Consider the following 26,793-nt stretch of genomic DNA (forward strand, 5'->3'; position numbering starts at 1 on the left):
GCTCCTGGTACGGCTGGATCATTGCAGAGCCGGCCAACGGCCGGCACTACTACCGATGTTGAACCCTACGGATATTCAGACACATGCTTGAACAGACACTCGATCACCTGCAGCAGCTTGTGTCCTTCGATACGCGCAATCCGCCGCGTGCGATCACCACCGGCGGCATCTTCGATTACCTGCGCGCGAACCTGCCCGGGTTCAACGTGGAGGTGATCGACCATGGCGACGGTGCGGTCAGCCTGTACGCGGTGCGCGGCACGCCGAAGTACCTGTTCAACGTGCACCTGGATACCGTACCGGATTCGCCGCATTGGAGTGCGGATCCGCACGTGATGCGGCGCGCGGATGATCGTGTGATCGGCCTGGGTGTGTGCGATATCAAGGGCGCCGCGGCGGCGTTGGTGGCGGCTGCGAACGCCAGCGACGGTGACGCTGCGTTCCTGTTTTCCAGCGACGAGGAGGCGAACGATCCGCGTTGCATCGCCGCCTTCCTCGCCCGTGGCATTCCGTACGACGCGGTGCTGGTCGCCGAGCCGACGATGAGCGAAGCGGTGCTCGCGCACCGTGGGATCAGCTCGGTGCTGATGCAATTCAAGGGCCGCGCCGGGCATGCCTCGGGCAAGCAGGATGCGGCGGCCAGTGCTTTGCACCAGGCGATGCGCTGGGGTAACCGCGCGCTGGACCATGTCGAGTCGCTGTCGCATGCGCGCTTTGGCGGGCTGACCGGCCTGCGCTTCAACATCGGGCGCGTGGAAGGCGGCATCAAGGCCAACATGATCGCGCCTGCCGCCGAGGTTCGCTTCGGCTTCCGCCCGCTGCCGTCGATGGACATTGATGCGCTGCTGGCCACGTTCGCCGGCTTCGCCGAACCGGCCGCCGCGGTGTTCACCGAGACCTTCCGCGGGCCGAGTTTCCCGGCCGGCGATATTGCCGAAGCAGAGAACCGCCGTCTGGCGGCGCGCGACGTGGCCGATGCGCTGGACATCCCGATCGGCAACGCAGTGGATTTCTGGACCGAGGCCTCGCTGTTCTCGGCCGGGGGTTACACCACGCTGGTATACGGTCCGGGCGATATCGCCCAGGCCCACACCGCCGATGAGTTCGTGACGCTGGAGCAGCTGCAGCGTTACACCGAATCCGTGCACCGCATCATCGCGCACGGCGCCTGATCGAATGACGCCGTCGTGGTCCCCCACTGACGGAACTCCCATCGCGGCCGCGGCCGCCTGTGACGATATCGAAATGCCTTCTTCCCAGCCCCACCGCCAGACCCGTCAGACCATCGTGCGCCTGCTCTCGAGCATGGCCAGTGCGAAGGAGATCAGCCAGTACCTCAAGCGTTTCTCGCAGCTGGATGCCAAACGCTTCGCCGTGGTCAAGGTCGGGGGCGCGGTGCTGCGCGATGACCTGGAGGCACTGACCTCCTCGCTGTCGTTCCTGCAGGAAGTCGGTCTGACCCCGATCGTGCTGCACGGCGCCGGCCCGCAGCTGGACGCCGAGTTGTCGGCGGCCGGCATCGAGAAGCAGACCGTGAACGGCCTGCGCGTGACCTCGGCCGAAGGCCTGGCGATCGTGCGCCGCGTGTTCCAGGCCTCCAACCTGCAGCTGGTGGAAGCCCTGCAGCAGAATGGCGCGCGCGCGACCTCGATCACCGGGGGCGTATTCGAAGCCGAGTACCTGGACCAGGAGACCTACGGCCTGGTCGGTGAGGTCAAGAAGGTCAACCTGGCCCCGATCGAAGCCAGCCTGCGCGCCGGCTCGATCCCGGTGATCACCAGCCTGGGCGAAACCCGCTGCGGGCAGATCCTCAACGTCAACGCCGATTTCGCTGCCAACGAGCTGGTGCAGGAACTGCAGCCGTACAAGATCATCTTCCTGACCGGCACCGGCGGCCTGCTCGATGAAGAAGGCAAGGTGATCGACTCGATCAACCTGTCCACCGAGTACGACCAGCTGATGCAGCAGCCGTGGATCCATGGCGGCATGCGGGTCAAGATCGAGCAGATCAAGGACCTGCTCGATCGCCTGCCGCTGGAGTCCTCGGTGTCGATCACGCGCCCGGCGGACTTGGCCAAGGAACTGTTCACCCACAAGGGCTCCGGCACGCTGGTGCGCAAGGGCGAGAAAGTGCTGCGCGCCACCACGTGGGATGCGCTGGATCTGCCGCGCCTGAAGCAGCTGATCGAATCCAGCTTCGGCCGTACCCTGGTGCCGGATTATTTCCAGAAAACCAAGCTGCTGCGCGCGTACGTGAGCGAAAACTACCGCACAGCGGTGATCCTCACCGACGAGGCCGAAGGCGTGTACCTGGACAAGTTCGCCGTGCTCGATGACGCCCAGGGCGAAGGCCTCGGCCGTGCGGTCTGGAACGTGATGCTGGATGAAACCCCGCAGCTGTTCTGGCGTTCGCGCAACGGCAACCCGATCAATCACTTCTACTACGCGCAATCCGATGGCTGCTACAAGCAGGGCCACTGGAAGGTGTTCTGGTTCGGCGCCGACGGCTTCGACCGCATCAAAGCGTACGTCGAGCATTGCGCCGTACGCACCCCCAGCCTGGAGGGCTGAACCCCATGAATCTCGCCGATTGGACCAAGGTCCCCACACTGGCCGGCACCCATGCCCGGCTGGAGCCGCTGCAGATGGCGCATATCGATGGCCTGCGCGGTGCACTGGGGGATGGCACCTTGTCCAAGCTCTGGTACACCCAGGTGCCCAGCGCGAAGACCATGACCGCCTACGTCCAGGCTGCGCTGCAGGCGCAGGCCGAGGGCAAGGTGCTGCCGTTCGCGGTCCTCAACGAGGCCGATGAAGTCGTCGGCACCACGCGCTATTACGATCTGGACGCCGAGGTGCCGCGCCTGAGCATCGGCTACACCTGGTACGGTGAGGCCGCCCAGCGCACCGGCATCAATACCGAGACCAAGCTGATGCTGCTCACCCATGCCTTCGAACGGCTGGAATGCCTGAGCGTGGTGTTTGAAACCAGTTGGTTCAACGTCACCTCGCGCACCGCGATCGCACGGTTGGGTGCCAAGCAGGACGGTGTGCTGCGCAACCACAAGCGGCACCCGGATGGCACCCCGCGCGACACCGTCATCTTCTCCATCATCGATGCGGAATGGCAGGGGGTGAAACGCCACCTGCAGCACCGCCTGGACGCACACGCATGAGCATCAAGACCTTCACCGTCGGCATCGTCGGCGCCCGTGGCCACACCGGCGCCGAGCTGATCAAACTGATCGCCGCCCACCCGCACCTGCAGCTGGGCTTTGTGTCCTCGCGCGAACTGGCCGGCCAGCGCGTGAGCGATCACCACAGCGACTGGCACGGTGAGCTGCAGTTCGAAAACCTGGATGCCGATGCCGTCGCCGCCAAGGGCATGGACGCGGTGATCCTGGCGCTGCCCAATGGCCTGTCCGTGCCGTTCGTCACCGCCTTGGATGCGGTCAAGCCAGACACGGTGATCGTCGACCTGTCGGCCGATCAGCGTTTCGAGCCCAGCTGGTATTACGGCCTGCCGGAGCTGACCCGGGGCGATTACCTGGGCCAGAAGCACATCAGCAACCCGGGTTGCTACGCCACCGCGATGCAGCTTGCGATCAGTCCGCTGCTGCAGCAGCTGGCCGGCCCGCCGCAGTGCTTTGGTGTCTCCGGGTACTCCGGTGCCGGCACCACGCCGTCGGACAAGAACAATCCCGAGCTGCTGCGCGACAATCTGATGCCGTACGCGCTGACCAACCATGTGCACGAGCGCGAAGTCACCGCGCACCTGCGCGTGCCGGTCGAGTTCATGCCGCATGTGGCGCCGCACTTCCGCGGCATCACCATGACGGTGAACCTGTGGCTCAACACGGTGGTCACGCGCGAGGACGTCATCGCGCTGTACCAGAAGTACTACGCCAACGAAGCGCTGATCGACGTGCTCGACGAAGCGCCTTGGGTAAGCCAGATTGCGGGCCGGCACGGCGTGCAGATCGGCGGCTTCGACGTGGCCCCGGGCGGCAAGCGCGTAGTGGTGGTGGCGACCCTGGACAACCTGCTCAAGGGCGCGGCCACCCAGGCGATGCAGAACCTCAACCTGGCACTGGGCCTGGACGAACTGGCCTCGATTCCGCACTGAATTCCCACGGCGCGCCGCGGTCCGCCGCGCGCGCCCTGACAACCCGGCGGAGCAATTCCGCCTACGGAGCAAGACATGGCAGACCTTCTGTGGCAGAAGCCCGGCGTGGCGGTAGACGCCAAGATCCAGACCTTCCTGGCCGGCGATGATGTGATCCTGGACCGCGAGTTTTTCCTGTACGACGTGGCGGCCAGCAAGGCGCACGCGCAGGGCCTGGAGAACATCGGCATCCTCGGCAATGACGAGCGCGTCGGCCTGCAGCGTGAGCTTGACCTGCTGGCGGAGGATTTCCGCAGCGGTGCGTTCGTACTGGATGAGCGCTTCGAGGATTGCCACTCGGCGATCGAAGCGCGCCTGACCGAACGTCTCGGCGATGCCGGCCGCAAGATCCACACCGGCCGCAGCCGCAACGACCAGATCCTGGTCGCGACCCGGCTGTGGCTGAAGGACAAGCTGCTGCGCGTGGCTGAGCTGAGCCGCGAGATCGCCAAGGTCGCGCTCGACCGCGCCGAGGCCGAGAAAGATCTGCCGGTGCCGGGCTACACCCACATCCAGCGCGCCGTGGTGTCCTCGGCGGGCATGTGGTGGGCGGGCTGGGCCGAAGCCTTCATCGATAACGCCATCCGCGCGCACGATACCTTCAACCTGGTCGATGCCAACCCGCTCGGCACGGCCGCCGGTTATGGTGTCAACCTGCCGCTGGACCGCGCGCACACCACCGAGGCACTCGGCTTTGCTCGGATGCAGATCTCGCCGATCTACGCGCAGCTGTCGCGCGGCAAGTTCGAGCTGGCCGCACTGGAAGCGCTGGGCGGCGCCACTCTGGATCTGCGTCGCATCGCCTGGGACCTGTCGCTGTTCACCAGCGGCGAGTTCGGCTTTGTCGCGCTGCCGGCGCAGTACACCACCGGCAGTTCGATCATGCCGAACAAGCGCAACCCGGACGTGATCGAACTGATGCGCGCCACCCACGCCAGCGTGGCGGCGGCACGCACCGAGATCGAGCAGCTGCTGTCGCTGCCCTCGGGCTACCACCGCGATCTGCAGAGCAGCAAGGGCGCGATCTTCCATGGCTTCGGCCGGGGCCTGGCCGCGCTGGAGCTGCTGCCGGCGCTGCTGGCGAACCTGGAATGGCGCGACGACAAGCTGCGCGCGGCGATCGACTCGGGCATGTATGCCACGGATGTCGCCGTGGAAGCAGCCGTCGCCGGCGTGCCCTTCCGCGAGGCCTACAAGGCCGCGGCTGCTGCCGCGGATACGGCCGGGCAGGGGCGTACCCCCGAAGGCAGCCTGGCCGCGCGCGTGTCGCCCGGCGCGGCCGCCGACCTGCGGCTGGATGAACTGCGCGCCCGCTGGGCCGCACTGGTGTAATCACGACGGCGGCCGCAAGGCCGCCGATTTTGCAACGTCTTGCCGGGTGCTGCCCGGGAAAGGAGCGCCATGAAAATCTGTTATCTGGTGATGGTCACCCGCACCCCGGACTTCCGCGATGAGGTCGCTGCCGAACACGTGCGCTTCCTCGATGAGGTCCGCGCCCGCGGGCAGTTGTTGCTGACCGGCGGCTTCACCGACAAGAGCGGCGGCGCCTACGTGCTGCAGGACATCGCCGATCTGGCCGCCGCACAGGCGCTGGTCGACACCGATCCGCTGCTGGTGCAGGGCAGTGCCACCGCCCGCATCCACGAATGGAGTACGCGCTGAGCGCATCGAGACCATGAACCAGCCCGTGCCTTCGCCGTTCACCGAACAAGCAGTCCCGCAGTGGAAACGTGCCGTACTCAAGGTCGGCAGCAGTCTGCTGGCGGCTGACGGCGGCGGTCTCTCGCCACGCCACGCGCTGGGTCTGGCCCAGTTCGTCTCGGCCAATGTACTGGCCGGGCGCGAAGTGGTGATCGTGTCCTCCGGTGCGGTTGCGGCGGGTCGGGCGATCGTGCCGCGCGCGCTGGAAGCCGGAGCGGCGATGGCCGCGCGTCAGGCGCTGGCCGCGCTCGGCCAGGCGCAGCTGATCGGGCTGTGGCAGCGCTTCTTCGAGCGCCCGGTGGCGCAGGTGCTGCTGACCCACGACGACCTGCGCAACCGCCGCCGGTATCTCAATGCACGCGCCACACTCAACGAACTGCTGCGGCTCGGCGCGCTGCCGGTGGTCAACGAGAACGACACGGTCTCGGTGGATGAACTCAAGCTCGGCGACAACGACAATCTCGCTGCGACCGTGGCGGCGCTGATCGACGCCGATGTGCTGTTCATCGCCACCGACATCGACGGCCTGTACAGCGCCGATCCGCGTCGCGATCCGCAGGCACGGCCGATCCACGATGTGCCCGAGCTGACCGTCGAAGTATTGGCGATGGCCGGCGGTGCCGGCAGCGGTGCCGGCACCGGGGGCATGCACACCAAGCTGGAGGCCGCGGCCAAGGCGGGGCGCGTGGGCATCGAGACATGCCTGTTCAACGGGCGTAGCGCGGAGGTCGTGCGCGCGCTCAGCCAGGGCCGGTTGTTCGGTACGCGCATCCATGCCGCACAGACGCGCGTGGCCGCACGCAAGTACTGGCTGCGGCACGCACCACTGGAGCCGGGCGCGATCCTGGTCGATGCCGGCGCGGCCGATGCGCTGCGTGGCAAAGGTGCCTCGCTGCTGCCCGGTGGTGTGCTCGGCGCCGAGGGGGACTTCCGCCGCGGCGATATGGTCGAGATCCGCCAGCGCTTGGAGAACGGCGAGGTCTGCCTGGCCCGTGGCGTCAGCCAGTACTCGGCCAGCGACATCCGCCGGGTCGCCGGGCGCCACTCGCGCGACATCGAAAGCGTGCTCGGCTACAACTACGGTGGCAACGTCATCCATCGCGACGACCTGGTGCTGTTGTAATTGCGTCCCGGCCACGCATGGCGTGGCTCTACCGTGTTTTTTCAAGGATATTGAGATGGTCGCCAGCTCCACCACCGACATCCGCAGCCAGGCGCTGGCCTGCCGCGACGCTGCCCAGCAACTCGCTCAGCTGTCCTCCGCCGCCAAGGCCGAGCTGCTGGAAGCCATGGCCACCGCGCTGGACGCCGATACCGACGTGATTCTTGCCGCCAACGCCCGTGATCTCGCCGCTGCCACGGAGAAGGGTGTCGGCACGGCGATGCTGGACCGCCTGGCCTTGAACCCGCAGCGTCTGGCCGGTATCGCCGCCGCGCTGCGCGAGGTTGCCGCGTTGCCGGATCCCGTCGGCCAGGTCACCCGCGATGACGTGCGCCCCAATGGCATCCGCGTGCAGAAGGTGCGCGTGCCGCTGGGCGTGATCGCAATGATCTACGAGGCGCGCCCGAACGTGACCGCTGATGCGGCCGCACTGTGCATCAAGGCCGGCAACGGCGTGATCCTGCGCGGTGGCTCGGAGGCGATCCACTCCAACACCGCGATTGCGGCGTCGCTCAAGCGCGCCCTGCGCGAGGCGGGTGTGGCCGATGCCGCGCTGACGCTGGTCGAAGACCTGCGCCGGGAGACCATGCTTGCCCTGCTGCAGCTCAACGACCTGATCGATCTGGCGATCCCGCGCGGCGGGGAAGGGCTGATCCGCTTCGTGGCCGAGCATGCGCGCGTGCCGGTGATCAAGCATTACAAGGGCGTGTGCCATCTGTACGTGGACCGTGCCGCCGATCCCGCGCTGGCGCTGCGCCTGCTGGTGGACGGCAAGTGCAGCCGGCCGTCGGCCTGCAACTCGCTGGAAACGCTGCTGGTGCACGCCGACATGGCATCCAGCTTCCTGCCCCTGGTGGCGCAGGCGCTGGCCGAGCGCGGCGTGCAGGTGCGCGCCGATGCGGTGGCACGCCAGTGGCTGCCCGACGCCGAGGCGGCCAGCGACGATGATTATGCCGCCGAGTATCTGGATCTGATCATCGCGGTGCGTGTGGTGGATGACCTCGATCAGGCGCTGGCCCACATCCAGCAGTACAGCTCGGACCACACCGAAGTGATCGCCACCGAAGATCCCGCGGCAGCCGAGCGCTTCGTGCACGCCCTGCGCTCGGCCGTGGTGATGGTCAACGCATCCTCGCGTTTCTCCGACGGTGGCGAGCTGGGCCTGGGCGCGGAGATCGGTATCTCCACCACCCGCCTGCACGCTTACGGCCCGATGGGACTGGAAGCGCTGACCGTCGAACGTTTCGTCGTCCGCGGCGAGGGCCAGACGCGCACGTAATCGGTTGTGCCGGCCGCCGGCCGGCACGACCCTCAACCGGTCAACACCTGCGCGGTCACCCGCACCGGCCGCGCGTGGTCATCCATGTGCAGCGTCACGGCCTTGCCGTCCGCCAACTGCGCCGCTACCCCGGCACTCGCGCCCAGATCGTGCGCCATCTCCTCGCGGGTCACATCATCATGGGGCAGCCGACGTTCCTTGCCCGAGAAGCGCATGCGGTTGTACTCGGCCCAGGCGATCAGCAGCGCCGCGCAGCAGACCAGCATCACCGGCAGCGCGATCATCACGAACGGATCGATGGTCTGCTTCTGCTCGTACAGCTGGGTCCAGGCCATCTGCCCGCCCAGCACCCAGGAGACCAGCGTCACCAGCGGGGCCCACAGGTAGAAATAGAACGCCCAGAAGGCGATGGTCACAAAGCCCCAGGCGGTGCGCTGCAGACGCGGCTGCTGGCGCGGTTTCTGGATCAGCCGCGAGTCGAAGCGGCGGGTGGATTTGACGGTGTTCATCGGATACCCCGGTCAGGACTGACCCAGACCGCGCGCTTGCCACGACGTTTGAAGATCGTCTTGGGGAACGCCACCAGGGTCGTGAACAGACTGATGAGCCAGTACGCCATCGGGTACCAGATCACCCAGAAGTAATTACGTCCAATATGCGTTTCGTAACGGCGGTCGATGATCAGGCTGCTGGCGAACTGCAGTAGACAGACCAAGGCCAGGATCACGCCATGCCACTGCGGCAGCAGCGTGGCGATGTACAGCTCCGGCGGCAGCACCATGAACTTGCCCACCGCCCACAGCACGATGATCGCCAGCATCGTGTAAGCCCACAGCACGCTGAGGATGTACTCCAGCAGCACGCCCCACATCCGCCGTTTGCGCCAGTGGAACAGCGAGCCGCCATGGCGCAGCAGCACTTCCACGCCGCCCTGGGCCCAGCGCAGGCGCTGCCGCCACAGCCCTTTCAGCGTTTCCGGCATCAGGATGAAACACAGCGCATTGGGCTCGTAGCGGATGTCCCAATGATCCAGCTGCAGGCGCCAGCTGATGTCGATGTCTTCGGTCACCATGTCATCGGCCCAGTAGCCGATCCGGTGCAGCGCGGTGCGACGGAATGCGGCGATCACCCCGGAGATGGTGAAGATGCGCCCGTACACCCGCTGCGCCCGCTTGATCATGCCGATGATCGAGGAGAACTCGGCCACCTGCAGCCGGCCCAGCAGGGTGGAGCGGTTGCGGATGCGCGGGTTGCCGGTGACGGCGCCGACGCGCGGGCCCGAGGTCAGGTGCCACACCATCCAGTGGGTGGCGTATTCCTCCAGCATCGCATCGCCATCGATGCACACCAGGAACTCCGAGCGTGCGGCGAGTGCGCCCATGCGCAGCGCATTGGCTTTGCCCAGATTGCGGTCCAGGTGCACCACCCGCAGCCGCGGGTGCAGGGCGGCCAGCGCATCCAGGCGCGCCCCGGTATCGTCACTGCTGCCATCGTTGATGGCGATCACTTCGAAATCCGGGTAGTTCTGCCTGAGCGCCGAGCCGAGGGTGTCGTCCAGGTTCTCCGCCTCGTTGTGGCAGGGGATCAGGATCGAGGCGAACGGGTAGTCGTCCATTGGCGGCGGATCATCGCGGTCGCGTGCCTTGCGCTCGCGCCGGAAGAAGTAATACAGGCCGCCGGACATCCAGAAGAACGCCATCACCATCGGGTAGAAGAAGGCGAACTGGAACAGAATATAGAGAAGAGGATGCATGGCGACCTCACTTTTCCTCGTACGGGAAGCTGCGGGCCGACATGGCCGCGCGGGCGTCATACGTGGAGGGACGTCCGGCGATGAAATCATCCGGATACCAGGCGAAATGACGCACGCCCTGCGCCTGTAGACGACGGATCTGCGCGCGCAGGCGGTCGCCGGGGATCGGCTTTCCGGTGCGCCAGTCCAACGTCTGCAGCTCGAACATCGTCTGCGACAACTGCGGATCGTGCTGCTTCACCGCCACAACCAGTCGGTCCAGCCAGCGTTCCGGGCTGCGGCTGCCTTCCATCCACGGCATCGCCATCAGGGCGGTGTGGTCGTAGGCCTTGTTGAACAGGTCCAGGCGCTGGGCGAACCAGCTCGCGCTCTGCGGTTCCAGCACGGGCTGGGCATACAGGTTGCGCACGGTGCCCAGCTTGGGCCGCCAGCGCTGCGCCGCGGTGCGCAGCTCCAGGGTGAAGTCGATCAGGGCCTGGGTGCGTGCGCCGTCATCGCCTTCCTGCGGCAACTGGGTCAGCTCGGTGTCGCGCAGGTAGGCGTCATCGTGGAAGAGCAGGCCCTCGAAGTACGAGTTGATCGCCAGGTCTTCGTAGATGTCATCGATGATCCGGCGCACCTGCGGCCGGGTGAAATCCAGCCGGAAGATGCCATCGCTTTCCGGGCTCTTGATGGCCAGCGCCTTGCGGATGGCCGGGTCCTTGAGTTCATAGCCCAGCACCGGCAGCCACGCATATACCTTGACCCCGGCGCGCGTCTTGAGCTGCCACGCCACGCGGTTGAAAAGATCCGCACGCATCGGCAGATGGCGGTTGGGGAAGTACAGCGCATCGGCCGAGCCGTTGCCGTCCGGATCGGCGAAGGCCTGCAGGAACACGTGGGTCGGGCCGATTTTCTTGACCCGATCGATCAGCGCATCCAGGTTCTTGCCCTGTTGCACCGGGTCGGCATCGTAGACCGCATCCAGGTCGATCTGCAGCGCCCGCATGCCATCGCGCTCGACATCGCGGCGCAGTTCGTAGGCCAACTGCACCACGGTCGGGTTATTGGTCACCAGCAGGCGCGCCAGACCGTGCAGATCACGTTTGACCGGCGTGCTGCGCCCTTCCAGATCGAACGAGACCGGCATGCCCAGCTGCTCGGCGATGTCGTTGCTCAGTGCGTTGTAGGCCGCGTAAGGCCACACGATCGCCTTCGGGCTCACTCCCACATTGCGCTGGATGCGCTCCACGCTGCGGCCCAGGTCGGCGCGCAGGCGGGCTTCGTACTCGGCCGCGGTTTCGTAGGTCTTTCGGGCGGGATCGTAGGTCCTTGTGATCACCGCTGGAGTGGAATTGCCCTGCGGATTGGACTGCACGCCGTGGTGCAGGTTGTCGGTGTGGCTGGCCAGTTCGATCAGCCCGCTTTTCTGCATCTCGCGCAGCTGCGCCCAGGTCAGAAAATCATCGCGGGTGAAGGGGCGGTAGCCGTAGTCGATCTGGCGCCCGGCCGGCATGTCCACGTAGTCGGTGATTACCGCGACCAGCGCCGGATAGTTGTAGGCGCGCAGCAGCGGGAAGACCTTGCTGTACACGCTGCGCAGGCCGTCATCGAAGGTCAGCAGTACCGGCTTGGGGGGCAGGGGTGTGCCGCCTTGTGACGCGGTGATCAGCTGCGACAACGACACCGGGTGATAGCCATGTGCGGACAACCAGTCCAGGTGGGCGGCGAAGTTCTGCGTGCTCACGGCATACGCATCCGGATCGCCGCGGGCGGCCACCTCGTCGCGGATGTCGTGGTAGCTCAGCACCAGCAATCCGTTGTCGGTGGCGTCGAGTACGGCCGGCGGTTGCTGCGCCTGTGCCGGCAGCACCACGATGAGCAGGGCCAGCAACAGCCAGTGGGTCCAACGCTTCAAGTCCATGTTCCGCATGTCATTCTCCCCACCGCAGGCCGGCATCCAGGCCGATGTGTCGTTCACGCTGTCCGTCATAGACCGGTCGCGACCAGCGGATGCCGTACTCGAAAATGCGGCCTTCGCCGAGCTGCCACTCGTGGCGGTATTCCGCCGAGGGCACGATCGCGCTGCCATAGCCCTGCTGCCAGTACTGGCCGACCGAGACGGTCAGGCGATGGCGGAAGTGGCGTTCGTAGTGGCGCCACAACTGCTGGTCCACGCGCAGGCCGATCTCCACCGAGTGGTCCTCGGACGGGTTGAAGTAGGGCGCGTCATCGCGGCTGCCGCGGCTGGCATACACGCTGCCCAGCCCGTCCAGGAACACGGTTGGTCGGGTCATCAGGCGCTGCTCGATGGCCGTGCTGACGGTATCGCGACGGTTGCCGTCGTCGTAGCGGAACTGGCTGGCGCCTACGCTCCAGTGGGTGCGCTCGTCGAGGCGGTAGTCGGCCGCCAGTGCGATGCTGTCGGCGGTGATGCCGGAGACGCGTGCCTGCATCGACGCATCCGGGTCATTGCGTGCGGCGGTGATGCCGGCATGCCATTGATCGCTGAACTGCCAGCCGAATCCGGCGCTGAGGCCGGTATCGCCGATGTGGTCGTTGGCGCGGTTGACGAAGGCTTCCGCATCGGCACGGCCGTAGCGGTAGCGCGTGCCCACACCGATCCGCAGCGGGTCGATGGTCTGGTCCTGGAAATCCACGCTGCGCCGGTCGGCGAACGCGACCAGGCGCCAGCGGTCATCCAGCACCGGGGACTGCACTTCCACGCCGTAGCGGCCGTCATCGTTGCCCAGCGGCGACGTACCGCCGCCGCCGGAACTGCGCCCACCTTCGGCGTAGGCATGCCACTGCCAGCCACGGTGCGCGCGCCAGCTGCGGTCCATGCGCTGCACGGAGGGCTGGTTGGGGTAGGCGGCAAGCAGCGTGTCGTGGACCGGTCGCGCCAGGTCATCGCGCTGCACCTGTACGTAGGCGTCGTATTGACCCAGGCGCGCAGGGACGTCGCGCGGGTCCAGCGTGTTGGCCATGCTGTAGCGCTCCAGCGCGCGTCGTGGCCAGCCGCGCATCAGATAGATGTTGCCCAGCGAGGACTGCGTGCCGGTGTTGCCCGGTCCGATCTCGACCATTTTCTCCAGGTCGCGCTGGGCAGTGGGTAGATCGCCGCTGTAGGCACGCACCATCGCCAGGTTGAGGTCGGCCTCGTAGCGCGGCCAGTTCGCATACGGTGCCCTGGCGCCATGCGCCCAGCGCCACGCAGGCTCATCGGCCTGCCACTTCTTCAGCAGGGCGATGGCGGTGTCGGCCTGCTCATCTTCCAGATATGCGTAGGCCAGTTCCGAGCGCGCCTGTGGCAGCGACGGATCGGCCTTGAGCGCGGCTTCCAGCACCGGGATCGCCTCGGCCGGGTGCTGCGTGGCCATCAGTGAATCGCCGACGGCGGCCAGCAGATAATTCGGCACCGGGTGGCCCTCGGCGAGCAACGTGCGGTACTCATCGCGCACCTGCGCATGGCGGCCCAGCCGGTTGAGCAGGATCAGCCGGTCATAGCGGATCCGCAGTGGTGCCTGCTGCACCGTCGTGCCATCGCGTTCCAGGTACTGCTGCATCTGCGCAAGGGCCGCGTCGGCTTCATCCAGGCGGGTGTCCTCGCTTGGCCCGTAGGCCAGGCTCCAGCCGACCAGCTTGGCCAGGTAATTGCCTTCCAGCCGTTCTTTCTGTGCTGCATCGAACAGGGTGGGCCGCGCCAGGTACAACTGCCAGGCGCGGTGCGCATTGCCGATGTCGGACAGGGTCAGCACCTGCAGGCGATACAACAGTTCGTCGTCCGAGGCCAGCACCCGTGCCCGCTCGATGGCGGCCAGTGCATCCAGCCACTGGGCGTGATCCCGGAACTGGCCGATCTCGGCCAGGGCGTTGTCCCGCGCAGTGTCTGCCGGTGCCGCCGAAGCGGAAAAAGCGAGTGTGGCGCATGCCAGGCCGACGCAGAGCGTCAGCGGCCGATGGTCGTACATGGAACCCCCCTTGGAGCATCCTTTCAAAGGTGTCTTGCGTCAAAAGTGTGACGCACATCACATGCCAATCGTGCCTGACTGCGCAGTTGTTGCCAAATCGTTAAGACGCGGGTACGACGAATCAGCCCCCGGGTGATACCCGGAGGGGAAGGGCAAGTCGTTGAATTTCTACAGATTCACACCATGTCGCCAGCATGGGGAAGCGCACTCCGTCGCCATGAAGCTGTTCAGCCACCTGGCCGCGCCAGGGGCTCCGAACACCGCCCGATCCTCTTGATCGGGTCAGTTAGCGACACGCTACGTCAGCAGTTGCGCACGGCGCGTGTAGATGGACGCGTCTTACCACTGGTCTTCGAGCTTCTGCGGCTTGCAGGCCACCCAGGAGGCGCACAACAGGACCACCGCGCACAGCACCAGGAAGCCGAACGGCAGGTGCCAGCCCCCGCTGACCGCGTGCAGCCAGCCGAACAGGAACGGGCCCAGGCAGCTGAAGGCATAGCCCACGCCCTGCATGAAACCGGACAACGCGGCTGAGCCGGCCGGCGTACGGGTACGCAGGTTGATCAGGGTCAGCGCCAGCGGGAAGGTGGAGGGCCCGATGCCGAGCAGCACCGCCCACAGCCATGGCGCCTTCATCGGGGCGAACAGCAGGCCGGCGAAGGCGATGAGGAAGGCACTGAAGCCGATCAACACCAGCCCGAAGGGATTGCGCAGGCGCACGGCCAGGGCCGGCATGGTCAGCGATGGCAGCAGGCCGCAGGCGGCGAAGATGGCCACCATGATGCCGCCGAAGGCCGGCGTCGCACCGGCTTCGACCACGATCCGCGGCAGCCAGGTGAACATCGAATAGGTCATCAACGAGGTCATGCCGAACATCAGGGTCATGCCCCACGCCAGCGGGGTCTTCCAGACCTTGCCGTGCGGTGCGCTGGCCGGATCGTTGGCAGCGCTGATCGTGTCCGGGTGCGGGCGTGCACGCGACAGCATCAGCCACGGCAGCGCCGCGGCCAGCGACATCAGCGCCCAGATGCCCAGCGACACGCGCCAGCCCGCCTGCTCGGCAACCGGTACGGCCAGCAGTGCCGGCATCATCGTGCCGATCTGCAGCACGGTGATGTAGAGCGTGCTCATGGTGCCCACGCGGTTGGCGAAGTAACGCTTCACCAGCGGGGGGACGACCACGTTGCCGATGCCCATGCCGGCCAGCGCCACCACCGAGCCGAACAACAGGCTGCCCACGCCGCCGGCCATCGAGCGCAGCAGCAGGCCCACGGTGGCCAGGCTCATCGCCAGCAGAGCGGTGCGCTCCAGGCCCAGGCGACGCGCCACCGCCGGGGTGGTCACGCCGAACAGCGCGAAGGCCGCGGTGGGGAGCATGCCAAGCACGCCGGTCATGGTCGTCCCGAAGCCGAAGGTCTGGCCGAGCACATCCAGCAGCGGGGTCAGCGAGGTAACCGCGGTGCGCAGGTTCAAGGCAGCCAGCAGGATTGCCGCGAAGGCCAACAGGCGCCCGTGCAGCAGGGACTGGGACGGTGAGGTGGGGTGAGTCATCAGCATGTTTCCGGACAGGTAGCGCACCGCGGCCGTGCCGGCACGCGGGTGCAACGGCAGACACCGGCCAGTGGCCGGCATCTGCGGGGTAGGGGACTGGGCCGCCGCCGACGGCGGCGCCAGGACCGCTCATTGTACGGGTTCGATACCGGCAGGTCCCTCACCGAGGCCTTTGGCACGCACTACGTGTGAAAACGTGTTCACAACAAGGGTCGCGCGATCCCCCTCCATGTGAGCTGCGTCAAAAAAATGACTATTTAGGAAAATACCTACACGCGTAAGGGTGGGTTCCCTACCCGGTGAGTGGGGTTTTTGACGGTTTTCATGTCGCTAATAGCTCTTAAATTGGCGGGCCTCCATAGGGGCGGTCTATAGCGAACGATGGTTCGTGCCAGCCCACGTTCGAGATCCTGCATGCCAAACAACGTACTACCCACCCCGGCTCGCGCCGGTTCTCATGGCGCTTCCCGGCGCACCCTGCTTCTGGCCCCGCTGGCGGCTGCACTGGCCCTGATCGGCACGCCAGCGCAGGCACAGCAACTGCCTGCCCCCGATCAGGAACTGCTCCGCCAGCAGGAGCGCGAACGCGCCCTGCGCGAACAGCTTGAAACCCGGCCCGATGCGCGCTTGCAGGAGGCGCCCGTGGCCGCGCCGGAACGGCTGCCCCAGGACGAGGCGCCGTGTTTCGCGATCGAGCGCATCACCTTGGGCGGCGAGCAGGCCGAGCGTTTCCAGTGGGCGCTGGCTGCGGCCAACGTCAAAGGCGATCCCGCGCTGGGCCGCTGCCTGGGGACCACCGGCATCAACGTGGTGATGTCGCGCGTGCAGAACGCCATCGTCGAGCGCGGCTTCGTCACCACGCGCGTGCTGGCCCAGCCGCAGGACCTCACCACCGGCACGCTGGAATTGACGCTGGTGCCCGGCACACTGCGCCAGATCCGCTTCGCTGAGGGCACCCACCGGGATGCCACCATGTGGAATGCGATCCCGGCGCGCAGTGGCGACCTGCTCAACCTGCGGGATATCGAGCAGGGCCTGGAGAACTTCAAGCGCGTGCCGACTGCCGAGGCCGACATCCAGATCAGCCCGGCCGAAGGCGCCGATGCCGCGCCCGGGCAAAGCGACCTGATCGTGCAGTGGTCCCAGCAGCGGCTGGTGCGCTTCAACTTGAGCCTGGACGATTCGGGCAGCAAGGCCACCGGCAGGACCCAGGCGGGCGCGACGATGTCACTGGACCACGCGCTGCGCCAGAACGACCTGTTCTACGTCAACCTCAACCACGACGTGTTCAGTGGTGGCAAGCGCGGCACCAAGGGCTTCACCTTCCACTACTCCGTGCCGGTCGGTTACTGGTTGTTCGGCGCTACCCGCAGCGGCTACGAGTATGAGCAGACCGTGGCCGGCAACCAGCAGTCGTATCTGTACAGCGGCGAGAGTTACAACGCCGAAGTGCGGGCCACCCGTCTGCTGTTCCGCAATGCAAGCAGCAAGACCAGCATGTACCTGCGTGCGTGGGAGCGCGACTCGCGCAACTTCATCGACGACACTGAAATCCTGGTGCAGCGCCGGCGCATGGGCGGCTGGGAACTCGGCCTGAACCACCGTCATTTCATCGGTCAGGCGACGCTGGATGGTACGTTCGGCTTCCGCCGCGGCACCGGGGCATTCGGCTCGATCGCAGCGCCCGAGGAGCTGTTCGGTGAAGCGACCTCGCACCCGAAGATCTACTTCGCGGACGCACAGCTGAGCGTCCCGTTCCAGCTCGGCCAGCAGCGCCTGCGCTACACCGGCAGCTGGCGCGCGCAGTGGAACCGTGGCGGCCTGGTGCCGCAGGACCGCTTCGCGATCGGTGGCCGCTACACCGTGCGCGGCTTCGATGGCGAGATGTCGCTGATGGGCGAACGTGGCTGGCTCATCCGCAACGACATCGGCCTGGCACTCGGCGGTGGGCAGGAGTTCTACGTCGGCGCCGATTATGGGCATGTCGGCGGCAGCGCCACGCAATGGCAGGTGGGCAATGACCTGGCAGGCACCGTGATCGGCCTGCGCGGGTCCTATCGCGGCCTGTACTGGGACGGCTTCGTGGGCGCCCCGTTGAACAAGCCCTCTGGTTTCCAGAATGCGTACACCGTCACCGGATTCACCCTGAGCTGGTCGTTCTGATTCCCGCGCTGGCGCCTGTGCGCCGCGCCGACCACACGCACACAAAGGAACTGTCATGAACAAGCATCTGTACCGCCTCGTGTTCAACCACGCTCTCAAGCTCTGGCAGGTCGCCGCGGAGATCACCCCGCGCCCCGGCGGGCTTGGTATCGGACAGGGCGGTGATCGCACGGCGGCACTGCGCCCGATGGCCTTCGCGTTGTGGGTGATGCTTGGTTGGGTCGGGGTGACCGGCATGGCCGCGGCGCAGGTAGTGGCCGATCCGAATGCGCCCGGCAACCAGCGGCCCACCGTGCTGGAAACGGCCAACGGCACGCCGCAGATCAACATCCAGACCCCGAGTGCGGCCGGTGTCTCGCGCAACACCTACCAGCGTTTCGATGTCGATCAGCAGGGCGTGATCCTCAACAATTCGCGCGGCAATACGCAGTCGCAGATCGGCGGCTGGGTGCAGGGCAATCCCTGGCTGGCCGGCGGCACCGCACGCGTGATCCTCAACGAGGTCAACGGCGCCAACCCGAGCCAGCTGCGCGGCTACGTGGAAGTGGCCGGCGACCGCGCGCAGGTGGTGATCGCCAACCCGGCCGGCATCGATTGCGACGGCTGCGGCTTTATCAACGCCAACCGCATCACCCTGACCACCGGCACGCCGATGTTCAACGGCGGCGCGTTGGAGGGCTATCGCGTGCAGGGCGGGGCGATCCATATCTTCGGCGCCGGCATGGATGCCAGCCGGGTCGACTACACCGATCTGATCGCGCGCTCGGTGCAGCTCAATGCGGGCCTCTGGGCAAAGCAGCTGCAGGTCACCACCGGCGCCAATACGGTGAGCGCCGATCTGAGCCGCGTGCAGGCCCAGGCGGCCGACGGCAGCACGCCGCAGTACGCGCTCGATGTCGCCCAGCTCGGCGGCATGTACGCCAACAAGATCCTGCTGATGGGCACCGAGCACGGCGTGGGCGTGCGCAATGCGGGCAACCTCGGGGCGCAGACCGGCGAGCTGGTCGTGACTGTCGATGGCCGGCTGGAAAACACCGGCAAACTGCAGGCGCGCGACGATACCCGCATCGCGGCCAGCGGCGGTGTGCGCAATGAGGGCTTGGTCAGCGCGGGCCGCGAGTTGAACCTGCGCACCGGGCAGGACCTGGACAACCGCGGCGGTCAGCTCAACGGCACGCGTCTGGACGTGGAAGCCACCTCGCTGACCAACCGCGGCGGGCGCATCGAACAGGCGGGTGTGCAGGCGCTGGCAGTAGAGAGCGGGCAGCTGCAGAACCGCGACAAGGGCAGCATCGGCGCGCTGGCCCAGCAGGATGGGACCACACCCGGCAACGGCGGCGGCACGGAAACCCCGGGCACGCCAGGAAACGGGAGTGGCACCGGCGGCACCGACGGCAGCGCGCCGGGCGCGATTCCGCCGACCACCGCCCCGCTCGCGCAGGGTCGGGTGATGATTGCCGGCCTGCTCGACAACGATGCCGGCGCGGTGCTGGCCGGTGGCGATATCGATCTGCGCGCCAGTGAGTTGGACAACGACGGCGGCCGCATCGGCGTGCGCGACCTGACCGTGAACGGTGGCGCGCTGACCAATCTGCAAGGCGAGCTGACCACCCAGCGCGACCTGCGCGTGCAGGGCCAGGCACTGCACAACGACGCCGGCGCATTGAACGTGGGCGGCGCACTCGATGTGCGCACTGCGCACCTCTCCAACCGCAGCGGCACGATCGCCCACAGCGGCACGGCACCCGCCCAGCTGCAGGTGGCCGGTACGCTCGATAACACCGACGGCAATCTCGCCAGCAACGCCGCTTCGCTGGCGCTGACCAGTGCGGTGCTGGTCAACACCGATGGCAGGCTGATGCACGCTGGCAGCGACGGTCTGCAGCTCACCACCGGCACGCTGGACGGCCAGCGCGGCGAGATCGCCACGGCAGGCAGGCTCACCCTGCGGGCAGGGCAGGTCGATCATCGCCAAGCGGAACTGCAGACCGGTACGCTCGATGTCCTGGTCGATACGCTCGATAACCGTGGCGGCCAGCTGCTGGTGACCGGCAGCCAGGCCAACCGCATCGAGGCGGCGACCGCGCTGGACAACAGCGGTGGCACGCTCGCCAGCAACGGCGATCTGGCCATAGGCACAGCGCTGTTCAACAACGCGGGCGGGCAGGTCCAGCAGGCCGGCAGCGGCCGCTTGGACATCACCGCGGCGACGCTGGCCGGGGCGAGCGGCAAGCTGCTGAGCAATGGCGCGCTGCACCTGCAGGGAGAGCGCATCGATGTCTCCGGCGGCATCACCTCGGCGGTGCGCATGGAGATCGACGCCGGGCAGCTGGACAACCGTCGTGGTGAGCTGATCGCCACCGGCACCGACACGCTTGGCCTGCGCGTGACCCATGCGCTGCTCAACGACAGCGGCCAGATCATCGGCAACGGTGCGCTCGCCGTGCAGGCAGGGAGTCTTTCCAACCGCGACGGCAAACTACTGGCGGCAGGCAGTGCGGCCTCCACGATGAAGGTGACCGGCGCGCTCGACAACCAGCGCGGCACCCTGGCCAGCGCCGGCGATCTGACGCTGCACGCCGGCCAGTTGGACAACCAGGCTGGCACGGTCCAGGCGGCCGGTGACAGTGCGCTGCAGCTCACCGTGGACGGCCTGCTCGACAACCGTCAGGGCGGCATGATCGCCTCCGGTAGTGCGCAGCAGCTGCGCGCGGGCAGCCTCGACAACCGCGGCGGTACCGTCAACGCAGGCGATACGCTGGACGTGGCGGTCACCCAGACCCTCGACAACAGCGCCGGCACCCTCGCCGCCAACGACACGCTGCGCGTGCAGGCCGGGCGCATCATCAATCGTGACGCGGGCACGCTGGCGTCGGTTGACGGCGACGTCTCGCTAGACAGTGCGAGCGATATCGACAACACCGCCGGTGTGATCCAGGCCGAGCGCGCGCTGTCGGTGACCAGCCAAGGGCTGAGCAACCTGCGTGGCACGCTGGCCGGTGCGTCCGTCGCCCTCGATACGGGTCTGGGCGGCGTGGACAACAGTGACGGCATCATCGCCGCCACCGCCGGCACGCTGGATATCCGCAGTGGTGCGCTGGAGAACCGCGCCGGCCTGCTGCAGTCCAGTGCGGCGATGAGCATCGATACCCACGGCCAGCGGCTGGGCAATACCGACGCGGGCGCGCGCGGCGGCATTGTCAGTGGTGCCGGGCTGAGCCTGCGTGCCGGTGAGCTGGACAACCGTGCCGGCCTTGTCCAGGCGCAGGCGGCGCTGGACGCGCGGCTGGCCTCGCTGGACAACCGTGGCGGCGGGCAGGTCGGCAGCGGCACCTCGCTGCTGCTGCAGGCGCAACACGTGGACAACAGCGGCGGCCGCCTGCAGGCCGCCCAGGACCTGACCCTCGAGCTGAGCGGTGAGCTGGTCAACCAGGCTGGTCTGGCCGTCGCCGGCGGCGATCTGGTCGCCCACGCCGCGCGCATCGACAACCGCAACACGAGCGGCGGCAGCACCGCACTCGGCCTGCAGGGCCGCAACGTGGACCTCACCGCAACCCAGATCGACAACAGCGCGGGGATGATCGCTGCCGACCAGCGCATCGCGCTGCAGGCGGCCGATGCACTGTTCAACCAGCAAGGCCTGGTGTCCTCGGCGGGCAGTCTGGACGTGCGCGCCGGGCAGGTCGGCAACACCGACGGCACGCTGCTGTCGGCGGGCAACCAGACGCTGCATGCCAATGCGCTCAACGGCACGGGCCGGGTGTTGTCGCAGGGCGACCTGGTGCTGGCCCTGCAGCAGGACTACCGGAACGATGGCCAGATCACCGCCAATGGCAAGGCCACCGTTTCCACGCAGGGGCTGTGGACCAACGCAGGCAAGGTGCAGGCCGGGGATCTGAACCTGCACGCAGGCCAGATCGACAACCTCGTCACGGGTGAGATCAGCGGCATCCGCACCCAGGTGCGCGCCGATGGCGTGCTCGGCAACCGCGGCCTGATCGACGGCGTGGATACCCGCGTCGATGCCGATGTGATCCTCAACGTCGGCACCGGTCGCATCTACGGCGACCGCCTGTCGATCGGTGCCAGCACCCTCGTCAACAGTGACGAAACGCTGGAGGGCGTTACCCGCGCCGCCACCATTGCCGCGCGTGAGCGCCTGGACATCGGCGCCGGCACCGTGGTCAACCGCGAGCAGGCGCTGATCTTCAGTGCCGGCGGTGGCGACAATGCACTCAATATCGGCGGTGCGCTGGATGCGCAGGGGCATGCAGTCGGTCGCGCCGGCTCGGTGCACAACGCCAGCGCGACCATCGAATCGCTGGGTGGCTTGAGCATAGACGCCACGCGCCTGCTCAACAGCAACGAGCATTTCGCTACCAGCGAAGTGATGGTGGTCGGCCCGACCAAGAAGCTGTACATCCAGCCCAAGGGCACGCCGGGCATGCACGATGCCAGCGAGTTCACCTGGTCCAGCTGGAGCCGTGCTGGCAAGTACTGGTGGAAAAACGGCAGCGGCGACGTCAAGGCGTGGACGCAGTACGACGTCACCCATACCGAGTACGAAACCCAGGTCACCTCCAGCGCGCCCGGCCGCATCATTTCCGGCGGGAACATGACCCTGCGCGGTGATGAGCTGATCAACGACAAGAGCCAGATCCTGGCCGGCGGCGCGTTGCTGGGCGACCTTGGCAACCTGCGCAACATCGATGCGTTCGGCGAGTACCGCGTGCGCGAGGAAGGCACCAGCCAGTACACCTACAGCCGCTGGCGCGGTGGCTTCAAGCGTTATCACGAACGCAAATGGGACGGGAAGATCGCCTATCGCCCGGCCGATGAAGTACGCACCATCAACCTGGGTGTAACCCGCACCGAACAGCACACCCGCGACGGTGGCAGCGGCTATCAGGTGGGCGGTGTCACTACCGGTTCCGTCGGTGGGCAGGTAGGCGGTGCAGCCGATGCCGGCACCGTCGGTGGGCAGCGCCAGGTGACCGAGGTCAACGCCAGTGTCGCCTCGCTGGCCGGTCCTGGCAGCAACGCAGGCACCGGTGCGGAGGGCGCGGCGGCCAGCCAGCCGACGGTGATCCGCACCATCGGCGTGGATGCGGAACTGCCGCAGAGCAGCCTGTTCCAGAGTGGCCCGAACGCGGGGCAGTACCTGGTCGAGACCGATCCACGCTTTGCCGATTACCGCAGCTGGCTCGGCTCGGAGTATCTGCTGCAGAAGATGGGCGTGGACCCGGCCAACGTGCAGAAGCGGTTGGGCGATGGGTTCTACGAACAGAAGCTGGTTCGCGATCAGGTCGCCCAGCTCACCGGCCGCCGCTTCCTGGATGGCTACGCCGACGATGAAGCGCAGTACCGCGCGCTGCTCGATAATGCGGCCACCATCGCCGACGCATGGGGCCTGCGCCCCGGCGTGGCACTGACCCCGGCGCAGATGGCCCAGCTCACCAGCGACATCGTCTGGCTGGTCGAGCAGCGCGTCGCCCTGGCCGATGGCAGCACCACCACCGCGCTGGTCCCGCAGGTCTATGTACGCGTGCGCCCCGGCGATATCGACGGCACCGGCACGCTGCTGGCTGGTCGCTCGGTGGAGCTGAACCTGCGCGGCGATCTGGTCAACAGTGGCACCATCGCTGGCCGCACCGCGGTGAAGATCGACGCGCAGAACCTGCGCAACCTGGATGGCCGCATCAGTGGTGATGCGGTCAGCGCCAACGCGCGGACCGATCTGGACAACCTCGGCGGCCTGATCGATGCGCGCAGCGTGCTGGTCGCCAGTGCCGGCCGTGATCTCAACATGGTCACTACGACCCGCAGCGGTCAGAACACGGCCGGGCTGAGCGACTTCAGCCGGACCAATATCGATCGCGTGGCCGGGTTGTTCGTGAGTGATCAGGGCGCCACGTTGCTGGCCAAGGCCGGCCGCGATCTGCGCATGGACGGCGCCCAGGTGGTCAACACCGGCGCGCAGGGCCAGACCCTGCTTTCGGCGGGGCGTGATCTCTCCCTGGGCACGGTCACCGAAGCACGGCAGGAGAACAACGTCCGCAACAACGACAACTACCTGCGCCAAGGATACGAGCGCGAGGTCGGCACCACCATCGATACTGCCGGTGCAGTGCAGCTGCAGGCCGGGCAGGATGCGAACCTGCGCGCCGCGCAGGTCTACAGCAGCGATGGCGCGATCTCGGTGATGGCCGACAACGACGTCAGCATCGCCAGTGGCGAGCAGAGCAACAACTGGAGCGAGGGCCGCAAGCACACCCATCGCGGGCTGTTGAAGTCCACCACCAACACCACGCGCGACAGCCTGGAGGAAACCCAGGCCGTCGCCAGCACGCTGAGTGGGCACCAGGTGGCGGTGCGTGGCAACAACATCACCGTGACCGGCAGCAACGTGGTCTCCGATGCGGGCACCGTGCTGCTGGCCGACAACGATCTGACCGTGCAGGCGGCAACCAATACCCGCGGCGAGAGCCACTACAAGCGCAAGGACGAAAGCGGCTTCCTCTACAACGGCGGCGTCGCATTCACCGTCGGCACGCAGATGCAGAGCCGCGATGCCAAGGACGTGAGCACCAGCGCTGCAGCATCGACCATCGGTTCCACCGCGGGCAACGTGGTGATGGTGGCGGGCAACAACTACCGCCAGGTCGGCAGCCACGTCGTCGCACCCGAGGGCGACATCGATATCCATGCGCGCAAGGTCGATATCGTCGAAGCCCGCGAGACGGGCGTCGCCACCCAGGAGGACAAATTCCGCCAGGCCGGCCTGACGGTGGCGCTGACCGCGCCGGTGATCTCGGCGATCCAGAGTGCCGAGCAGATGAAGAAGGCGGCCAGCCAGACCGACGACAGCCGCATGAAGACCTTGGCGGCAGCGACCACCGTGCTCAACACGGCGGCAGCGGTGGGTGCGGTGCAGGCCGATCCGGGTGCGGCGGGCGGCATCAACATCTCCATCACCGTGGGCGGCGCACGCAGCGACAGCAAGACCACCACTACGCACGACAACGCCGCCGGTTCCAGCATCACCGCAGGCGGAGACGTGCGCATCAGCGCCACCGGCGCGGGCAAGGACTCGGACCTGACCGTGGTCGGCAGCAACATCACCGCCGGCAACAACGCGTACCTCCGGGCAGATGGCGATATCGCCCTGCTGGCGGCGAAGAACACGCTGGAGACCGATCGCAAGAGCAGCGCGGCCAGCGGCGGTGTCGGCGTGGCCATCAGCATCGGCTCCGGTGGCGCCAGCGCCGGCATCACCGCCAATGCCAGTGGCTCCAAGGGCAAGGGCGAGGGCACCGACGTGAACTGGACCAACAGCCACGTCAATGCGGGCAACACGCTGGTGCTGCAATCCGGCGGCGACACCACCCTGCGTGGCGCGGTGGCCAGTGGCCGCCAGGTGATCGGCGATATCGGCGGTGACCTCAACATCGAGAGCCTGCAGGACACCTCCACCTTCCACAGCAAGGACACCAGTGTCGGCGGTAGTGTCACGGTCGGGTTGGGCTTCTCCGGCAGCGCCAGCTACGGCAACACCAAGGTGGATGGCGACTACGCCAGCGTGGTCGAGCAGAGCGGGATCAAGGCGGGCGACGGCGGCTACCAGGTGCGTGTGGGCGGCAACACCGATCTGATCGGTGGCGTGATCGCCTCCAGCGAACAGGCCATCGCCGACGGTCGCAACCAGCTGATCACCAGCACCTTGAGCGTGCGCGATCTGGACAACCGCAGCGACTACAAGGCCAGCAGCCTGAGCCTGTCCGGCGGCTTCAGCAAGAGCGGCACAGGCGGCCCGTCCAGTGGCGGTAACAGCGCCCGTGGTAATGACGGCACGCCAGGGGCCACCGGTCCGGCCGGGCAGGGCAGCAGCTGGTCGTGGCAGAACTTCGGCAACGATGCCAGCGCTGCCGCGCCCGGCTATGCCAGCGACAAGGGCAGCGATGCCAGCACTACCCGCAGCGGCATCAGCGCAGGCGCGCTGACCATCACCGATGGCAACGCGCAGCTGGCCAAGACCGGCAAGAGCATCGACGACACCGTGGCCAGCCTCAACCGAAGCGTGCTCAGCGGCGACGATGCCAATGGGCTGATCCGCACCTGGGATCCGGTGGAACTCGCGCAGAAGGTGCAGGCCGAAGCACAGATCAGCGCGGCCTTTACCCAGCAGGCTCACAGCGCCGTGGGCAGCTATGTGGCCAGCCGCGGCGCCAGCATCCGGGAACGTTACGAGGAAGCCTCCACGCCGGAACAGAAGGCGGCCCTGCAGGCCGAAGCCGATGAACTGCGCACGCAGGAGAAGATGCTCAATATCCTGATCGGCGCGGTGACCGGCTCGGCGACCAGTGCGGTGTCCAAGGAGGCGCTGGCCAGTGCGGCGGACTGGATGCGGCAGGAGATGATCAAGAATTCCAGCATCTTTACCGGCGTGGTGGACCCTGCCAATTCCGAGGTCGATCCGACCTCGAAGGATCCCAACGTACTCAACAACATCAACGGGATCAGCGTTGGTGTGGACGGCGATGGGATCAAGCTGGGCGGCACGCGCGTCGACCTGGATCAGCTGTGCGGGGAGAGCAACGAGCGCTGCATGACGCTGCCGGGGAGCAAAACACTCGCCTTGGACGACAAGGGGCGCGTGCAGTGGGATTCGGCCAAGGCGAAGATGACGCTGTCGGAGTTTTTGCAGAGCCCGGCAGGCAAGGGCATGGGCGGGCTGACCGGTGGCATCCAGGGCATCGAGGGCACCCTGAAGGGCACGCCGTACGCGTCTGGCGCGTGGCAGGACAGGCTTATCGAGTACTTCGCCGGCCCGCACGACATGATCGGCGGCCAATGGGGTGGCCTGTACGATGAGCAGGGCAATGCAACCCGCGGTCGCCCGTCGCCGTTGAAGATGGTGCATGAAGGATGGAGCGTGGTGGCCATTCCCGTGGCTGCGCCGTTCGCAATGGCCAAGGCACTTCCACCGCAGGTATGGGAAGCGATCTCCATCCTTGCACGCGCTTCGCGGTGAGGATGGCACGCTGTCCATGGACGATTTTCAGGAGGTGG

15 protein-coding genes are annotated in these 26,793 nt (G+C 67.0%); 10 read left to right on the forward strand and 5 right to left on the reverse strand.

The window, feature by feature from the left end; genetic code table 11:
• Nucleotides 1-83: 83 nt before the first annotated feature.
• The 8 genes from ABE464_RS17385 to ABE464_RS17420 all read left to right on the forward strand — a co-directional run bounded on the left by ABE464_RS17385 (nt 84) and on the right by ABE464_RS17420 (nt 8,307).
• A complete protein-coding gene (locus ABE464_RS17385; protein WP_346472955.1) occupies nt 84-1,172 on the forward strand; it encodes an acetylornithine deacetylase in 1,089 nt (362 codons plus the stop codon).
• Between the two features lie 73 nt (nt 1,173-1,245).
• A complete protein-coding gene (locus tag ABE464_RS17390) occupies nt 1,246-2,571 on the forward strand; it encodes an acetylglutamate kinase (protein WP_346472956.1) in 1,326 nt (441 codons plus the stop codon).
• Nucleotides 2,572-2,576: 5 nt separating this feature from the next.
• Nucleotides 2,577-3,176, forward strand: coding sequence for a GNAT family protein (locus ABE464_RS17395; protein ID WP_346472957.1), 600 nt, complete (start codon nt 2,577-2,579; stop codon nt 3,174-3,176).
• A complete protein-coding gene (gene argC / locus ABE464_RS17400) occupies nt 3,173-4,126 on the forward strand; it encodes an N-acetyl-gamma-glutamyl-phosphate reductase (RefSeq protein WP_346472958.1) in 954 nt (317 codons plus the stop codon). The genes ABE464_RS17395 and argC overlap by 4 nt, the downstream gene beginning before the upstream one ends.
• Before the next feature lie 75 nt (nt 4,127-4,201).
• Nucleotides 4,202-5,497, forward strand: a complete 1,296-nt coding sequence (gene argH / locus ABE464_RS17405; RefSeq protein ID WP_346472959.1) for an argininosuccinate lyase — start codon at nt 4,202-4,204, stop codon at nt 5,495-5,497.
• 69 nt (nt 5,498-5,566) lie between these two features.
• A complete protein-coding gene (locus ABE464_RS17410) occupies nt 5,567-5,827 on the forward strand; it encodes a YciI family protein (RefSeq protein ID WP_346472960.1) in 261 nt (86 codons plus the stop codon).
• Between the two features lie 13 nt (nt 5,828-5,840).
• Nucleotides 5,841-6,989: a glutamate 5-kinase gene (gene proB, locus ABE464_RS17415; RefSeq protein WP_346472961.1), complete on the forward strand. Its 1,149-nt coding sequence runs from the start codon at nt 5,841-5,843 to the stop codon at nt 6,987-6,989.
• Between the two features lie 55 nt (nt 6,990-7,044).
• Nucleotides 7,045-8,307: a glutamate-5-semialdehyde dehydrogenase gene (locus ABE464_RS17420; protein WP_346472962.1), complete on the forward strand. Its 1,263-nt coding sequence runs from the start codon at nt 7,045-7,047 to the stop codon at nt 8,305-8,307.
• A gap of 32 nt (nt 8,308-8,339) precedes the next feature.
• On the opposite strand, the gene pgaD is transcribed toward ABE464_RS17420, so the two are convergent.
• The 5 genes from pgaD to ABE464_RS17445 all read right to left on the reverse strand — a co-directional run bounded on the left by pgaD (nt 8,340) and on the right by ABE464_RS17445 (nt 15,561).
• Nucleotides 8,340-8,816: a poly-beta-1,6-N-acetyl-D-glucosamine biosynthesis protein PgaD gene (gene pgaD / locus ABE464_RS17425; protein ID WP_346472963.1), complete on the reverse strand. Its 477-nt coding sequence runs from the start codon at nt 8,814-8,816 to the stop codon at nt 8,340-8,342.
• Nucleotides 8,813-10,060: a poly-beta-1,6-N-acetyl-D-glucosamine synthase gene (gene pgaC / locus ABE464_RS17430; RefSeq protein ID WP_346472964.1), complete on the reverse strand. Its 1,248-nt coding sequence runs from the start codon at nt 10,058-10,060 to the stop codon at nt 8,813-8,815. Before pgaC ends, pgaD begins: the two co-directional genes overlap by 4 nt.
• Before the next feature lie 7 nt (nt 10,061-10,067).
• On the reverse strand, nt 10,068-11,963 hold the full coding sequence (pgaB, locus tag ABE464_RS17435) for a poly-beta-1,6-N-acetyl-D-glucosamine N-deacetylase PgaB (protein ID WP_346472965.1): 1,896 nt from the start codon (nt 11,961-11,963) through the stop codon (nt 10,068-10,070).
• A gap of 10 nt (nt 11,964-11,973) precedes the next feature.
• Entirely contained in the window at nt 11,974-14,010 is a 2,037-nt protein-coding gene (gene pgaA, locus ABE464_RS17440) for a poly-beta-1,6 N-acetyl-D-glucosamine export porin PgaA (protein ID WP_346472966.1), read from the reverse strand.
• A gap of 339 nt (nt 14,011-14,349) precedes the next feature.
• Nucleotides 14,350-15,561: an MFS transporter gene (locus tag ABE464_RS17445; RefSeq protein WP_346472967.1), complete on the reverse strand. Its 1,212-nt coding sequence runs from the start codon at nt 15,559-15,561 to the stop codon at nt 14,350-14,352.
• Nucleotides 15,562-15,975: 414 nt separating this feature from the next.
• Between ABE464_RS17445 and ABE464_RS17450 the strand changes: the two genes are divergently transcribed.
• On the forward strand, nt 15,976-17,724 hold the full coding sequence (locus ABE464_RS17450; protein WP_346472968.1) for a ShlB/FhaC/HecB family hemolysin secretion/activation protein: 1,749 nt from the start codon (nt 15,976-15,978) through the stop codon (nt 17,722-17,724).
• Between the two features lie 55 nt (nt 17,725-17,779).
• A complete protein-coding gene (locus ABE464_RS17455) occupies nt 17,780-26,755 on the forward strand; it encodes a hemagglutinin repeat-containing protein (RefSeq protein WP_346472969.1) in 8,976 nt (2,991 codons plus the stop codon).
• Nucleotides 26,756-26,793 lie beyond the last annotated feature (38 nt).

Origin of the sequence: Stenotrophomonas sp. TWI587, assembly GCF_039674145.1 — a bacterium.
GTDB classification, from domain to species: Bacteria; Pseudomonadota; Gammaproteobacteria; order Xanthomonadales; family Xanthomonadaceae; genus Stenotrophomonas; species Stenotrophomonas maltophilia_AY.

Excerpts from the sequence above, each read along its gene's own strand:
- ABE464_RS17385 (WP_346472955.1), top strand. The coding sequence starts at position 84 with ATGCTTGAACAGACACTCGATCACCTGCAGCAGCTTGTGTCCTTCGAT.
- ABE464_RS17390 (WP_346472956.1), top strand. The coding sequence starts at position 1,246 with ATGCCTTCTTCCCAGCCCCACCGCCAGACCCGTCAGACCATCGTGCGC.
- ABE464_RS17395 (WP_346472957.1), top strand. The coding sequence starts at position 2,577 with ATGAATCTCGCCGATTGGACCAAGGTCCCCACACTGGCCGGCACCCAT.
- argC (WP_346472958.1), top strand. The coding sequence starts at position 3,173 with ATGAGCATCAAGACCTTCACCGTCGGCATCGTCGGCGCCCGTGGCCAC.
- argH (WP_346472959.1), top strand. The coding sequence starts at position 4,202 with ATGGCAGACCTTCTGTGGCAGAAGCCCGGCGTGGCGGTAGACGCCAAG.
- ABE464_RS17410 (WP_346472960.1), top strand. The coding sequence starts at position 5,567 with ATGAAAATCTGTTATCTGGTGATGGTCACCCGCACCCCGGACTTCCGC.
- proB (WP_346472961.1), top strand. The coding sequence starts at position 5,841 with ATGAACCAGCCCGTGCCTTCGCCGTTCACCGAACAAGCAGTCCCGCAG.
- ABE464_RS17420 (WP_346472962.1), top strand. The coding sequence starts at position 7,045 with ATGGTCGCCAGCTCCACCACCGACATCCGCAGCCAGGCGCTGGCCTGC.
- pgaD (WP_346472963.1), bottom strand. The coding sequence starts at position 8,816 with ATGAACACCGTCAAATCCACCCGCCGCTTCGACTCGCGGCTGATCCAG.
- pgaC (WP_346472964.1), bottom strand. The coding sequence starts at position 10,060 with ATGCATCCTCTTCTCTATATTCTGTTCCAGTTCGCCTTCTTCTACCCG.
- pgaB (WP_346472965.1), bottom strand. The coding sequence starts at position 11,963 with ATGGACTTGAAGCGTTGGACCCACTGGCTGTTGCTGGCCCTGCTCATC.
- pgaA (WP_346472966.1), bottom strand. The coding sequence starts at position 14,010 with ATGTACGACCATCGGCCGCTGACGCTCTGCGTCGGCCTGGCATGCGCC.
- ABE464_RS17445 (WP_346472967.1), bottom strand. The coding sequence starts at position 15,561 with ATGACTCACCCCACCTCACCGTCCCAGTCCCTGCTGCACGGGCGCCTG.
- ABE464_RS17450 (WP_346472968.1), top strand. The coding sequence starts at position 15,976 with ATGCCAAACAACGTACTACCCACCCCGGCTCGCGCCGGTTCTCATGGC.
- ABE464_RS17455 (WP_346472969.1), top strand. The coding sequence starts at position 17,780 with ATGAACAAGCATCTGTACCGCCTCGTGTTCAACCACGCTCTCAAGCTC.